Genomic DNA, 13,376 nt, shown 5'->3' with positions numbered 1-13,376 from the left:
CTCCCCACCCCCGAAGAGGCCCTGAAGGGCCGCCCGGAGCCGGAATTCCCCCTCCAGGAACGCCACACGGTCCTGGGCACCCCCCTGGCCGGCCCCTACCCGCAGGGCCTGGAAGTGGCCGACTTCGCCCTGGGCTGCTTCTGGGGCGCGGAGCGCAAGTTCTGGCAGACGGAAGGCGTCTGGACCACCCTCGTCGGCTACCAGGGCGGCCACACCCCGCACCCCGCCTACGAAGAGGTCTGCAGCGGCCTGACGGGCCACACGGAGGTCGTCCGCGTGGTCTTCGACCCGGCGGTCGTCTCCTACGCCACCCTCCTGAAGCTCTTCTGGGAGTCCCACAACCCCACCCAGGGCTTCCGCCAGGGCAACGACCGCGGCACCCAGTACCGCTCGGCGATCCACACCCACTCCCCCGCCCAGCAAACGGCGGCGGAAGCGTCCCGCGATTCCTACCAGCAGGTCCTGCGCGCCGCGGGCTACGGCCCCATCACCACGGAAATCCTCCCGGCGGCCCCGTTCTGGTACGCGGAGCCGTACCACCAGCAGTACCTGGACAAGAACCCGTCGGGCTACTGCGGCATCGGCGGCACGGGCGTCTCGTGCCCGGTGGGTATCACGCCCGGCGGGAGCTGAATCGCTTCTCCCTCACTCGTCCGCGCGAAGCGTTCGGGCCCGCACTCGATACGCTGCTCCCAGGGATCAGAATCTCGCCCATGGGAGCAGCAATGACCACTTCCGCCGCCGGGCAGCCACTCATCCCCCAGCCACCCGCCACCGTGACGGCCCTCCGCCAGGCCATCGCGCAGATCGCACCTGCCGCTCTGCCCGCCTTCACGCGCGAGCTGGATCAGGCCGCCGATCAGTCCCGCCAGAGTTCCGACTTGGCCCCGCTCCAGCGGTTCATCGCCCAGTGGGCCGTGTACGTCCACATCCAGCGGCAGCCGGGCCTTGCCAAGGAGCTCCGCCGCTGGGAGGACATGGCCGGAACGGGCGACGCAACGAAGGCCCGGCGCGCCGCGTCCGCGATCGGCAAGATCCTGGATGACGCACACGCCGAGCTCGCCCTTCCACCGCGGTGAGCATCGACTGGCACTGGGAGTACGACCCGGATCATGCTCACGTGGCGGGCGGCATCCCCGCTCACGTGGTGACCGAGGTGGAGCGCCTTGCGGAGCAGCTGACCGACCTGGCCGCGACGGGAGTCGACGCCGGCGACCTCGGCAACGGTCCACGGCCGGGCGGCCTGCGCCGCATGAACGCGGCCGACGGCTGGTTCTACTTCCTGGCAGCGCCGAAAGACCGTCTGATCGTGATCGTCCGGATCGTGCCGCCGTTCCAGGACTTGTAGACGGCTGGTCATCGCTGCCTGCGGTCCGAGGCGCAGGGGGCCACCGGCGGGGCACTCATGCCCCCGGTGTGCCGGCCTCCGGGCCGCGCAGCTTCGCCGCCAGGGTCGACGGGTCGTAGTCCGGGACGACGCCGTCGACGAAGACGATCACGCCTTCGACGTGCTCCGTGCGCAGCGGTATCAGGGCCTGGTAGGCCCGTGACGCGTACCAGGCGCGGGCCTCCGGCAGAGAGGGGAAGGCGATCAGGACCATGTTCCCGGGCCAGGTGCCCTCCACGACCTCGACCTCCGCGCCGTGGACGAGGAAGCGGCCGCCGAAGGGGTCGAGGGTGGCCTGGATGCGCTCGATGTACTCGAGGATGTCGCGGTGGGTGCCGCCGGCGGTGTGCGGGACGATGTCACGGAAGCTGCCCAGGGCGTACGCGGTCATGGTGCTTCTCTCCAAGTGGTCGGGGCTGCCCGGGGAGTTCTCCGTCCTCCGGTGTACGCCACTCTTCTCCGGCGCACCCGCCCCGTCGATTACCTGCCACGTCATCGGCCTCAGTCCATCACTCCCAGGTCGATCCGCATCATCCGCCGCATCGCCGACAGCAACGGCTCCGCCTCCCTCAGTTCGGCGAAGGCCCGGTCCAAGGTCTCGCCCTCACGGGGGTGGCCGCGGTCGAGCCGGGCCTCTTCGAGTTGAGCGCGTTCCCGGTCGGTGTAGACGCCGTCGCGCAGGCGGTGCAGCGTGTCCTTGAGGAGGGTGTGGAACTGCCGCGAGGCGCGGTTCATGGCCGTGTACGCGGCGCGGCGCTCCTCGAAGTGGCGCACGCGCGCCTCCGCCGCGGCGTCGGCCTGCCGCTGGCGGGCCGTCAGCCGCTGCGACAGCGGGGGGGGCGAAGAGAGTGCCGAGGACACCGACGACGGCGGTGACCATCGAGGCTATGACTGCGCTCACGCACCGACCCTAGCCCGGCGCCCGCCTCACTCCCCCCGCCGCGCCACGAACCGGAAGCTTCCCTTGCCCACCGTCACCGTGCACTCCGTGAACCCCGCCATGCGCAGCCGCGCCTCCAGGGTCTCGGGCGGGACCGGGACGCACGTGTCGCCGAGGTGGATCAGGCGGAAGGCGCGGCTGCTCAGGGCGTCGCAGCCGGTGAAGACGCCGCCGGGGCGGAGCACGCGGTGGGCTTCGGCGAAGAGGCGGTTCTGTTCGGTGAGGGACGGTACGTGGTGGAGCATCGTGAAGCAGGCGACCGAGTCGAACCGGCCTTCCGGGAAGGGGATGTCGGCGCCGTCCCCGTACACGACGTCCACCCGCTCCCCGAAGAGCAGCCGCAGCCGCGCCGCGTACTGCGCGTCGGACTCGATCACGCTCAGCTTCTCGACCTCGCGCACCAGGACGCGCGTCGTGGCCCCGTAACCCGGCCCGATCTCCAGGCAGTCCGCGCCCAGCGGGACGTCTTCCAGGGCCCAGGGCAGGAGTTCGTCCCGGACGGCGCGGGCCCAGCGGTCGGAGGAGCAGAGGCGGCGGTGGATGAGGTTCATCGGCATGGTTCGAGGCTAGGAAGGAGGCGTCGGTGTCGTATACGGGCCAGGAGGTCAACTCATGTCGTCAGACGGACATCAGCAGGAGCACGGCGAACGTCATCCCTCACTGGTCAACCCTCCCGGCGCCGCCGTCGCCGTCGGCAGCTTCCCCCTCGACGGCAGCGAGTGGTTCGGCCGCCACCGGCACGCCGCGCACCAGCTCGCGTGGGCTCCCCACGGCGTCCTGGCCGTGCGCGCCTGCGGCCGTACGTGGGTGCTGCCGTCCACCGTCGCCCTGTGGATACCGGCGGGCGTCCCGCACTCAACCGGCGCGACCTCGTCCGCGCTCCTGCGCAGCCTCTACTTCTGGCCCGACCGCTGCCCGCTGAGCTGGGACGATCCCCAAGTCGTCCCCGTCTCCGGCCTCTTGCGGGAGCTGATCGGCTATCTCGCACAGGACCCGGAGACCCTCGGTCCGCAGGCCCGTCGCCGCGCCGAGGACGTCGTCCTCGACCTCCTGCGCCCGGTGTCCGTGACGACCGTGCGGGCCCCGATACCCGCGGATCCGCGCGCCCGCCGTGTCGCGGAGGCCCTGCGCGCCGATCCGTCCGACGGGCGGTCGCTGGCGCAGTGGGGCGAGGTCGTGGGCGCGAGCGCCCGGACCCTCGCACGGGCCTTCGTCTCCGGTACGGGCATGGCCTTCGGGCAGTGGCGCACGCAGCTGCGCCTGCAGGCGGCGATGCCGATGCTGGCGGCGGGCTCGACGGTCGCGGCCGTGGCGCGGCGCGTCGGATACGGCTCGCCCAGCGCGTTCGTGGCGGCGTTCCGGCGGGGGGTCGGGGTGCCGCCGGGGGCCTACTTCGCGCCTGCGGAAACCGGACGGTGAGCCCGCCTCACCCCAGCTCCGCCGCGTCCGCCGCCTCCGCCCCCCGCGCCCAGCCGTCCGCGTCGCGCCCCTTCAGGCGGTGCGAGGTCGTCTGCGGGAAGAGCCGTTCGGCGGTCTCGCCGACCGCGAGGTCGCGCGCGGCGAGCACGGGCAGCACCTCGGGCCGCGCCTCCTGCGCGACGGCCTCGGCGGTCGCGTCGCGCACCGCCGCCGCGAGCCGTTCGCCGATGCGGGACGCGTAGGCGATCAGGAAGGACTCGCGGAAGTCGCGGGTGCGGCGCGAGCGCCCGCCCGCGTGGTGGGCGTCGGCGGCGCGGTGCATGGCGGTGGTGGCCTGCACCAGCAGGGAGGTGTACATGAGCTCCACCAGTTCCAGGTCGGCGTCGAAGCCGACGACGGTGGAGAAGCAGTGGTCGACGGACCACACGGCCTGGCAGTGGTTGGCGCCGGCCACCGCGTCCAGCAGCAGCGCCTTCGCGGACTCGTACGGGCCCTCGACGCCGATCCGGCAGGCCCCGGGCCCATCGGCGGCCCCGTCGGCGTGGGCGGCCAGCAGCGCCTCGTCCATGGAGTGGCGCGCCATGAGCTCCTGGGCCTTGGCGGAGAGCGCCTCGGCCTCCTCGGGGAAGTCGGTGGACTCGGCCTTGGCCAGGAGCGCGCGGATGCGGCCGAGGACGCGCGGTTCGACGTGCACGCCGGGCCGGGTGTACGCGGCGCCGGGCAGCGGGCCGACCGCGCCGGTCCGCGGCAGGCCGGCGGCGAGCCGCAGCGCGCCGAGCGCGCACGCGACCGTCTCGAAGCGGCTGAGGCGCTCGCGCTGTGCGAAGCCCTCCAGGAAGGCCTCGTCGTCGTCCCACCACACCCGCGCCCGGAGCTCGCGCAGCTGCGCGGTCCAGCGGGCGCCGAGGGTGTCGGGGGCGTAGCGGCGGGCTTCGGCGGCCAGGGCCGCCACGGTGAAGCGCACTTCGACGGGGGTGAGCTCGCGCCGGGCGAGGCGGATCACGTCGGCGGGCTGCCAGCCGCGCTCCCAGCAGCCGCGTACGGTCGCCGAGGCGGTGCGCACGACGGCGCGGCTGAGGGCTTCCCAGCCGGCGGGGGCGGCGGCCAGGCCGGAGGCGGCGGCGTAGACGGCGTCGTCGAGGGTGTCGGGGCCGTGCGTGCGCAGGGAGGCCAGGGCCGCCTCGACGGACTCCAGGAGGGCGGTGTCCTCCAGCCGCTCCCGCTGCCGTTCTTGCTGCTGCTTCCTGCGTTCGGCCACGGACACTCTCTTCCTTGCATGACGCACGGCGGATCACCGCGACCGGGGGTCGCTGCGATACGGCGTACGGCGCTACGGCGGTACCCCGGTACGGCCCATTGTCCGTGACATTGTCGGTGACGTTGTCCGTGACAAGGGGGTCGCGAAGGGTTACCGCCCAGGTCAGCGCGCGGAGGCTACCATTCCGCGGGCCGTCCCGGGGAGCCCCTACGCATCGCCCCCCAGCGTCCGCAGCACCGCGCCCGGCACCCTCGCCTGGAACATCCCGACGGTCCGCTCCGGCCGGTAGCCCAGCATCTTGTTGACGGCGCGCATCGGGCCGTTGTCGTCGGCGACGTGCGTGACGATCTCCCGTGCGGGCAGCTCCTGCGCCCGCAGCACCTGCAGCATGCGCAACTTGACGGCCCGGCCGAGCCCGCGCCCCCGGTGGGCGGGCGCCACGGCCGTCTCGTACTGCTGCGCGCGGACGTCGTCGGGCGAGCGCAGGCCGACCTCCGTGAGGGCCGCGTACGTGCCGTCGGGCGCTTCGACGGCGACGGTGAAGAGGGCGCCGCCGCGCTCGCCGTACGCCCTCTGGGCGGCGGTGATGCTCTCCGCGTCCCACCGCATGGGCTCCTGGTCCAGCTCGCCCATCGGGGCATCGGCCATGGCGTTGCGGACGCCGGCGAAGGCGGCGGCGTACTCGGCGGGTACGGCCCCCGCCCACTCGACGAAGCGGTAGCCGTCAGGCAGCACCGGCTCGGTGCCCTCGTCGTCGGCGATCCGCTGGACGTAGAGGACGAGCTGCAGCCCGCACGTGAATCCCCGGTTCTTGGCGAACTGCTCGCCCACACCGCCGATTTCGACCTCCAGGCTCACCGACTGCCGCTGCTCGCGCTCCAGGACGGTCTGTATCTCCTGCCACAGCAGGGTGCCGATGCCGCGGCGTCGCTGGTCGGGCCGGACGGCGAGCCGCCCGATCCACGCGGTGGTGCGGTTGGCGTCGTCCTCGAAGAGCCGCAGGAGGGCGACCCCCGCGAAACCGGAAAAGGAACCGCCGCCAGGACCACCCCCCGGCCCGCCACCAGGCCTGCCACCAGCCCTGGCCCCCAGCAGCGGCCCCGGCAGCGGCACCACCAGCCGGACGATTCTGCTGCGCGAGGCGGGGATCCGCAGCTGCCCCGCCGTCTCCACCCGCCCGGGCCCCGGCACCCCGGCCGGCATGTCGTGGGCGTGTGCGGCGGTGACGACGGCGTGCCAGGCGTCGATCTCCTCGTCGGAGGGGTCGGCGCCCAGGCGCTCGACCCGCAGGGGCCCGGTGTTCGAGCGCTCGACGCCCGATCGCAGAAGTTCGCTCATCCAGCGCACGGTACGGATCACGCTGACGCTTGTCCTGCGGTTTTCGGCCGCCGGCCCGTCGCCGCAACGCACAGCGCCGGGGGGGGGGGGGGGGGGGGGGGGGGGGCCGGTTTCCCGGCCCCCCCGGCGCTGTGACGAGGGCGGTTTTCCGATCAGGCGTCAGGAGCCCGTGGCACTCCCCGCGACCCACGCGTTCCAGTCCATGTTCCAGCCGTTGAGGCCGTTCTCCGGGGCGATGGTCTTGTCGGGCGAGTTCTTCACCTCGACGACGTCACCGATCTGGGAGTTGCTGAAGAACCAGGCGCCCGAGGTGTTGGGGTCGTCGGCACCCTGCTTGTCCTGCAGGCCGATGCAGCCGTGGCTGGTGTTGGCCGTGCCGAAGATGCCGCTGCCCCAGTAATTGCCGTGGATGAAGGTGCCGGAGGTGGACAGGCGCATGGCGTGCGGCACGTCCTTGATGTCGTACTCGCCCTTGCCGTCGCCCTTGGTGAAGCCGACGGTGGAGCCGTCCATCCGGGTCTCCTTGAACTTCTCGGAGATCACCATCTTGCCGTTGTACGTGGGGTTCTCGGGGCTGCCGGCCGAGATCGGGATGGTCTTGATGGTCTTGCCGTCCCGGACGACCGTCATCTGGTGGGACTTGGTGTCCACCGTGGAGACCTGGGCGTGGCCGACCTTGAAGGAGATGGTCTTCTTCTGGACGCCCTTGACGCCCGGGGCGCCCTCGACGCCGTCGAGGTCGAGCTTCAGGGTGACCTGGGAGTTGGCCTTCCAGTACTCCTGGGGGCGGAAGTCGATGCGCTGGTCGCCGAACCAGTGACCGACGACCTTCTGGCCGCTGGTCGAATTCACTTCGATGTGCGACTGGACGGCCTTGCGGTCCTTGATCGGCTTGTCGAAATTGATCGACACGGGCATGCCGACGCCGACGGTCGAGCCGTCCTCCGGGGTGAAGGAGCCGATGAAGCTGTTGGTCGGCGAGACGGTGGTGAACGAGGAGTTCTCCGTGGCCTTGCGCTGCTCGGAGTCGACCGCCTCGACCACGATCTTGTACTTGGTGGCGCGCTCCAGCTGCCCCTTGGGCTGCCAGGACGTCTTGTCCGGCGATATCGTGCCCTCGACCGGGGTGCCCTTGACCGTCGTCATCTTGACGCTGGTCAGCGTGCCGTCACTGACCGTGACCTTGGCGTTGTCCGCCGTGATGCCCGCGTTGGTGGAGCCGTCCTTCTGGGCGATCTTGATCTGCGCCTTGGAGGCTTCCTTCGCGGCCGCGGCGTCGACCTTGTTCTGCTCCTTGCCGCCACTGCTGCTGGAGCTGCTCTTGCCGCCGCCGTCGTCATCGCCACCGCCGCAGGCGGCGAGGGTCAGTACACCGCCGAGCACAGCGGCCGCGGCCGCGAGGGCCTTGCGGCGCTTGCCGTACGTCATCACACGCTTCTCCATTGCTCCTGCGGCCCCTATCCCCGAGCCGAACCGTGGGGCAGCACGATTCCCGGCTACTACTTCAAGGAACGCCTGCACCGGTTCGTCCGTTCCACACCCTTGGAGAATGTGGGGTAGGCCACGCCTGCAGAGCCCCTCGGAGGGGCGCCATGATAGCGGGGGTCCTGAGAGGGGCGGGGGCGGTTGTGGAGCGCGGGGCGGTGGTGACCGCCGGAAACCCGTGGCTTCCTCAGGGGCGTTCGTATCACTACCATCGGGTCACTGACATCGAGTCAGCCCGGGAGCGGCGCAGGTGCCGTGTCCTCAAACTCCGCCGCGCCGAGGGGGATTCGTCCGTGACCGCACGCCGACCGCTGCTGACCGCCGTGGCCGCAGGGTCGCTCCTGTGTGCGGTGTGGTTCATGCCGACCGCGAACGCGACGGTCGAACGGACGGAGCGCCCAGCTCCGCAAGCGCGCCCCGCGGCGCAGCCCGCGCAGGGCTCCGACCAGCATCTTTCCCTCGCCGCCTCGGGCAGTGTCGACACCACTCCGTACGTATTCGGGGGAGTTGCCTTCGTGGCGGCGGGCGGAGCACTGGTGACGGTCGCCGTGCGCAGGACGCGCACGGCGGACCGCTGACCAACTTTTACCTTCTTTGCCTTCTTTACCTTCTCCGGTGCCCTCCGGGCGAAGGGTGTGCCCGCTAGGCGAGCGGGCCCGTTACGGCTTCAACCGCCTCCACGACCTTCCCGGCCCGTACGAACTCCTCCGCCCGGGCCAGGTCCGGGGCGAGGAACCGGTCCTCGCCGGGGCCCTCGACGCCCGCGGCCCGCACGGCCTTCAGCACCGCCTGCGTGGCGGGCGACGGCGTCAGGCCCTCGCGCAGCTCGACGGCGCGGGTCGCGGCGACCAGCTCGACGGCGATGACGCGCGTGAGCGCGGCCAGGGCGGTGCGCAGCTTGCGCGCCGCCGACCAGCCCATGGAGACGTGGTCCTCCTGCATCGCGGAGGAGGGGATGGAGTCCACCGAAGCGGGGACGGCCAGCCGCTTCATCTCGCTGACGAGGGCGGCCTGCGTGTACTGGGCGATCATGAGCCCGGAGTCCACGCCCGCGTCCCCGGCGAGGAACGGCGGCAGCCCGTGCGAGCGGTTCTTGTCGAGCAGCCGGTCCGTGCGCCGCTCGGCGATGGAGGCGAGGTCGGCGGCGGCGATGGCCAGGAAGTCCAGGACGTAGGCGACCGGGGCGCCGTGGAAGTTGCCGTTGGACTCCACGCGGCCGTCGGGCAGCACGACGGGGTTGTCGACGGCGGAGGCGAGCTCGCGGTCGGCGACCAGGCGGGCGTGCGCGAGGGTGTCGCGGCCGGCGCCGGCGACCTGCGGGGCGCAGCGGATGGAGTACGCGTCCTGGACGCGCGGCGCGTCGTCCTGGTGGTGCCCGGTGAGCCCGGAGCCGGCGAGGACGCGCAGCATGTTGCCGGCGCTGGCGCCCTGGCCCGGGTGGGGCCGGATGGCGTGCAGCTCGGGGGCGAGGACCTTCTCGGTGCCGAGCAGGGCCTCCAGCGACAGGGCGGCGGTGATGTCGGCCGAGGTCAGCAGGCGGCCGAGGTCCGCGCAGGCCATGACCAGCATGCCGAGCATGCCGTCGGTGCCGTTGAGGAGGGCGAGGCCCTCCTTCTCGCGCAGCTCGACGGGCTCGATGCCGTGCTCGGCCAGGAGCTCCCCGGCGGGCCTGACGGTGCCGTCGGGGCCCTCGGCGTCGCCTTCGCCCATGAGCGTGAGCGCGCAGTGCGACAGCGGGGCGAGGTCGCCCGAGCAGCCCAGCGAGCCGTACTCGTGCACGACGGGGGTGATGCCGGCGTTGAGGATCGCCGCCATGGTCTCGACCACCAGCGGGCGCACGCCGGTGCGGCCGGAGGCGAGGGTCTTCATGCGCAGGAACATCAGTGCGCGGACGACCTCGCGCTCGACGCGCGGGCCCATGCCGGCGGCGTGCGAGCGCACGATGTTGCGCTGGAGCTGGGCGCGCAGCTCGGGGCTGATGTGGCGGACGGCGAGGGCTCCGAAGCCGGTGGAGACGCCGTAGACGGGGTCGGGCTTGGCGGCGAGGTCGTCGATGACGCGGCGCGACTCGGCGACGGCGGCCAGTGCTTCTTCCGATACGACGACGCGCGCGGCGCCTCGTGCCACGGCGATCACGTCTTCCGCGGTCGTCCCGGCCGTCCCCACCACCACAGTGTGCATATCCATATTCAGGCACCCTAGAGACTGAATCGCTGCCTGTACATAGCCGATGGGTGGCCTGTCAGGCACAACGCGTAGGCACCCCTTCCGCATGCCGGACCGGGCCGGGCGGACCGCTCCCCCGCCGGGCCCGCGGCCCCGGTCACGGCCGCCGCCCCCGGAAGCGCCGCCGCTCGGCGACCGGCGCGGCCGGCGGGTGGTCCGCGAGCCGGACCACGGGGTCGGCCGGTCCCCCGGCGCGCCCGGCGACGACCGGCTCGGCCGCCCGCGCCGCCTTCGCCCGGTACTGCGCGGCGTCCGCGAGGCGGAAGAGCCGGCGGGCCGTGCCCACCGCCCCGATCGGGTCGCCGGTGGAGGCGACGCCGCACGCGACGCCCTCGCCCAGCTCCAACGCATCCGCCCTGCGGCACAGTTCGCCGGCGACGCGCACCACCTCGTCCGCCGTCGGCCCCACCGTCAGCAGACAGAACTCGTCACCGCCCAGCCGCGCCGCCAGCGCCCCCGGCAGCATGGCCCCGCACAGGGACAGCACCGAGCCGAAACGCTCCAGCAGCCGGTCGCCTACGGCGTGCCCCTGGGTGTCGTTGACGCGCTTGAGCCCGTTGAGATCGCACACGACCAGGCTGACGACGACGCCGTCCGCGAGGTGCCGCTCGACGGCCTCGTCCAGCCGGGCGTCGACCGCGCGACGGTTGGCGAGCCCGGTCAGCGGGTCGGTGAAGGCGAGGCGGCGGGCCTCCTCCAGACGCTCGGTCTGCGCGATCCCCGCCGCCGCGACGGAGGCCAGGACGGTCGCGAAGTCGGCGTCCGCCCGGCCGAAGGGGGCCGCGCCGGGCGGCCGGGCCACGTACAGCTCGCCCCACGCCCGCCCGTGCAGCACGACGGGCGCCACCACGCAGCAGCCCCGTCCCCGGCGGCGCAGCGCCGCCACCCGCTCGTGCCGGTAGGCGCCCGGGTGCGCGCCCTCCTGCTCAGCCCCGTCGCCGCCCATGTTCTCGACCCAGGCCCGCGGCTCGGCGCCCCCGCCGACCCACTCCTCGTGGAGGAACTCCACGATCTCCGGGAAGTCGTGCACGGGATACGACTCGTCCTCCGGGAAGCGCTCCTCGCCCGCGGTCAGCTCCCCCGCGTTGACCAGGACGCGCAGCCGCCCGCGCTCGCGCTCCCACACGGACACCGCGGCGAAGCTGCCCTCCAGGGCCGCCATCACCCGCTCCGCGGCGGCGGTCACGGTCTCCAGCGGGGTGCGCGCGGCCGCCATCGCCTGCGCGAGCTCCACCACGGCGCGCAGCCGACCGTCGCACTCCCCGCCTGCTGCCACCCGAGCCTCACATTCCGTTGCCGCTGAGCGCAGATCCCGCGTCCGGTCGCCACCGGTCGCGGTTTCTGCCCTCCAGCCTAAGAATGCCGGGCCCATTCCGCCCCATGACGGCCGTAGCGCCCTCCTGTCACTTCCTTCGCAGGAGTGGCAGGAGGGCGCTACGGGGGTCGGGCGTTACGGATCAGGCGAGGTCGCTCCGGTACCAGTTCCAGCTGTCCTCGCTGGTCCAGGCCTTGGTGAAGCGGTCGAGGGCGCCCTTCGTACCGGCCGTGGTCCACAGCCCGGTGCGGTTGGTGCCGTCGGAGTCCTGGCCGTTGTTGTAGAGGACACCGACGTCGGCCTTGCCGTCACCGTCGAAGTCACCCACGGTGACCTTGCTCCGGCTGCCGTTCCAGCTGCCCGTCCCGGAGTCGACGCTCTCCCACGTCCGGTTCGGCTTGCCGAAGCCCTTGCCGTTGCTCGCGAACGTCCACAGGGCCGTGTGGTTCACGCCCTTGCCGTCCTCACCGTTGTCGTACAGGACGCCGACGTCGGCCTTGCCGTCGCCGTCGAAGTCACCGGCGACCGCCTTGCTGCGGTCCCAGTTCCAGCTGCCGAAGCCGGAGTCGATGCTGTCCCACGCCTTCGCGGCCTCGAAGCCGCTGCCGTCGGAGGTCAGGCTCCACAGGGCGGTGCGGTTCTTGCCGTCCGTCTCCTGGCCGCCGTTGTAGAGCACCCCGACGTCGGCCTTGCCGTCGCCGTTGAAGTCGCCCGCGACGACCTTGCTGCGGTCGCCGTTCCAGCTCACCGCGCTCGACCAGCGCTTCTCGGGCTTGCCGAAGCCGCTGCCACTGCCGCCACCGCTGCCGTCGCTCGTGAACGTCCACAGGGCGGTGCGGTTCACGCCCTTGCCGTCCTCGCCCTCGGTGTACAGGACGCCGACGTCGGCCTTCCCGTCCCCGTCGAAGTCACCGGCGACCGGCTTGCTGCGGTCCCAGCTCCAGCTGCCGGAGCCGGAGTCGATGCTGTCCCACGCCTTGACCGGCTCGCGGAAGCCCGTGCCCGTGCTGGTGAAGGACCACAGGGCGGTGCGGTTCCTGCCGTCCGCTTCCTGGCCGCCGTTGTAGAGCACCCCGACGTCGGCCTTGCCGTCACCGTTGAAGTCGCCCGCGACGACCTTGCTGCGGTCGCCGTTCCAGCTGAAGGGGCTCGTCCACTGCTTGACCGGCTTGCCGAAGCCGCTGCCGTTGCTCGTGAACGTCCACAGGGCGGTGTGGTTCACGCCCTTGCCGTCCTCGCCCTCGTTGTAGAGGACCGCGATGTCGGCCTTGCCGTCGCCGTTGAAGTCACCGGTGGCGCCGCCGGCGGTGGCCTTGTTCGCGACGAAGAAGGGAACGGAGGACGATTCCTTGCCGGTCTCGCCGGCGTCGCTGACCGCCGTGACGGTGAGGGTGTGCGGGCCGTCGGACAGGCGGGTGGTGTCGAGGGCCAGCTCGTACGAGGGGCCGGAACCCTTGGTCGTTCCCACGGCCTTGCCGTCGACCAGGAAGGTCGCGCTGACGGGCTTGCCGACCGCGACGGAGACGGAGGCGCTCAGCGTCACCGAACCGGTGGCTATGGTGCCCCCGGCCGGGCCGGTGACCTTGGAGACGGGCGGCGTCGGGTCCGGATACGGGTCGGAGTGGTCCGTCGCGAGCCCGGTGCCGGGGGCGCAGCCCCACGCGCCCGCGCCCTGGGGGCCCTTCAGCACCTTCTCGGCGATCAGGATCTGCTGCTGCTTGGTGGCCTGGTGGGCGTAGGGGGCGTACTGGGTGCCGCCGTACGCCCGCCAGGTGCCGGCGTCGAACTGCAGACCGCCGTAGTAGCCGTTGCCGGTGTTGATGCTCCAGTTGCCGCCGCTCTCGCACTGGGCGACCTTGTCCCAGGTGGCCACGGAGGCGGCAGAGGCAGGAGTCGAGACGAGCAGGGGGCCGGCGAGGGCACCGGCGGTGAGCGCGAGGATCAGGGTCTGCCGGCGGGCAGGGCGAGACATGGGGAAGTCCGTTTCGGGGGCGGTACGAGCGGGGGG

General features: G+C 72.5%; 14 protein-coding genes. 5 read left to right on the top strand and 9 right to left on the bottom strand.

Features of this window, described 5'->3' with window-relative positions; all coding sequences use genetic code 11:
* From msrA to ACSNOG_RS28435, 3 genes are all read left to right on the top strand, one after another.
* Positions 1-633, top strand: a 633-nt coding sequence (gene msrA / locus ACSNOG_RS28445) for a peptide-methionine (S)-S-oxide reductase MsrA (RefSeq protein WP_436755570.1), incomplete at its 5' end; no start/stop codon positions are given.
* A gap of 92 nt (positions 634-725) precedes the next feature.
* Positions 726-1,079, top strand: coding sequence for a DUF6247 family protein (locus ACSNOG_RS28440; RefSeq protein ID WP_436755569.1), 354 nt, complete (start codon positions 726-728; stop codon positions 1,077-1,079).
* The gene (locus ACSNOG_RS28435) at positions 1,076-1,348 is read left to right on the top strand and encodes a hypothetical protein (RefSeq protein ID WP_436755568.1); all 273 of its coding nucleotides are present in this window, start codon (positions 1,076-1,078) and stop codon (positions 1,346-1,348) included. Before ACSNOG_RS28440 ends, ACSNOG_RS28435 begins: the two co-directional genes overlap by 4 nt.
* A 55-nt stretch (positions 1,349-1,403) precedes the next feature.
* Here the strand turns inward: ACSNOG_RS28435 and ACSNOG_RS28430 are convergent, their stop codons facing one another.
* From ACSNOG_RS28430 to ACSNOG_RS28420, 3 genes are all read right to left on the bottom strand, one after another.
* Entirely contained in the window at positions 1,404-1,778 is a 375-nt protein-coding gene (locus ACSNOG_RS28430) for a DUF1330 domain-containing protein (protein WP_436755567.1), read from the bottom strand.
* Positions 1,779-1,888: 110 nt separating this feature from the next.
* On the bottom strand, positions 1,889-2,248 hold the full coding sequence (locus tag ACSNOG_RS28425; RefSeq protein WP_436755566.1) for a hypothetical protein: 360 nt from the start codon (positions 2,246-2,248) through the stop codon (positions 1,889-1,891).
* Between the two features lie 66 nt (positions 2,249-2,314).
* A complete protein-coding gene (locus ACSNOG_RS28420) occupies positions 2,315-2,884 on the bottom strand; it encodes a class I SAM-dependent methyltransferase (RefSeq protein WP_436755565.1) in 570 nt (189 codons plus the stop codon).
* 55 nt (positions 2,885-2,939) lie between these two features.
* Between ACSNOG_RS28420 and ACSNOG_RS28415 the strand changes: the two genes are divergently transcribed.
* Entirely contained in the window at positions 2,940-3,746 is an 807-nt protein-coding gene (locus tag ACSNOG_RS28415; protein ID WP_436755564.1) for an AraC family transcriptional regulator, read from the top strand.
* A gap of 7 nt (positions 3,747-3,753) precedes the next feature.
* Here ACSNOG_RS28415 and ACSNOG_RS28410 read toward each other — a convergent pair whose 3' ends face one another.
* From ACSNOG_RS28410 to ACSNOG_RS28400, 3 genes are all read right to left on the bottom strand, one after another.
* Complete coding sequence (locus ACSNOG_RS28410; RefSeq protein WP_436755563.1) at positions 3,754-5,004, bottom strand: DUF2786 domain-containing protein; 1,251 nt, start codon at positions 5,002-5,004, stop codon at positions 3,754-3,756.
* 207 nt (positions 5,005-5,211) lie between these two features.
* The gene (locus ACSNOG_RS28405) at positions 5,212-6,342 is read right to left on the bottom strand and encodes a GNAT family N-acetyltransferase (protein ID WP_436755562.1); all 1,131 of its coding nucleotides are present in this window, start codon (positions 6,340-6,342) and stop codon (positions 5,212-5,214) included.
* 159 nt (positions 6,343-6,501) lie between these two features.
* Positions 6,502-7,785, bottom strand: a complete 1,284-nt coding sequence (locus ACSNOG_RS28400; protein ID WP_436755561.1) for a L,D-transpeptidase — start codon at positions 7,783-7,785, stop codon at positions 6,502-6,504.
* A gap of 335 nt (positions 7,786-8,120) precedes the next feature.
* On the opposite strand from ACSNOG_RS28400, the gene ACSNOG_RS28395 reads away from it, so the two are divergent.
* Entirely contained in the window at positions 8,121-8,405 is a 285-nt protein-coding gene (locus ACSNOG_RS28395) for a hypothetical protein (protein ID WP_436755560.1), read from the top strand.
* Positions 8,406-8,469: 64 nt separating this feature from the next.
* On the opposite strand, the gene hutH is transcribed toward ACSNOG_RS28395, so the two are convergent.
* From hutH to ACSNOG_RS28380, 3 genes are all read right to left on the bottom strand, one after another.
* Positions 8,470-10,014, bottom strand: coding sequence for a histidine ammonia-lyase (gene hutH / locus ACSNOG_RS28390; RefSeq protein WP_436755559.1), 1,545 nt, complete (start codon positions 10,012-10,014; stop codon positions 8,470-8,472).
* 136 nt (positions 10,015-10,150) lie between these two features.
* Positions 10,151-11,269 (bottom strand): diguanylate cyclase domain-containing protein, encoded by a 1,119-nt coding sequence (locus ACSNOG_RS28385; RefSeq protein ID WP_436755571.1) that lies wholly within the window; start codon positions 11,267-11,269, stop codon positions 10,151-10,153.
* A gap of 241 nt (positions 11,270-11,510) precedes the next feature.
* Complete coding sequence (locus ACSNOG_RS28380) at positions 11,511-13,340, bottom strand: transglycosylase family protein (protein WP_436755558.1); 1,830 nt, start codon at positions 13,338-13,340, stop codon at positions 11,511-11,513.
* Positions 13,341-13,376: the final 36 nt, after the last annotated feature.

Origin of the sequence: Streptomyces sp. URMC 124 (genome assembly GCF_051386455.1) — a bacterium.
Classification (GTDB): domain Bacteria; phylum Actinomycetota; class Actinomycetes; order Streptomycetales; family Streptomycetaceae; genus Streptomyces.
The sequence above is the reverse complement of the archived record's forward strand: the minus strand, read 5'-3'. Positions and strand labels throughout refer to the sequence as shown.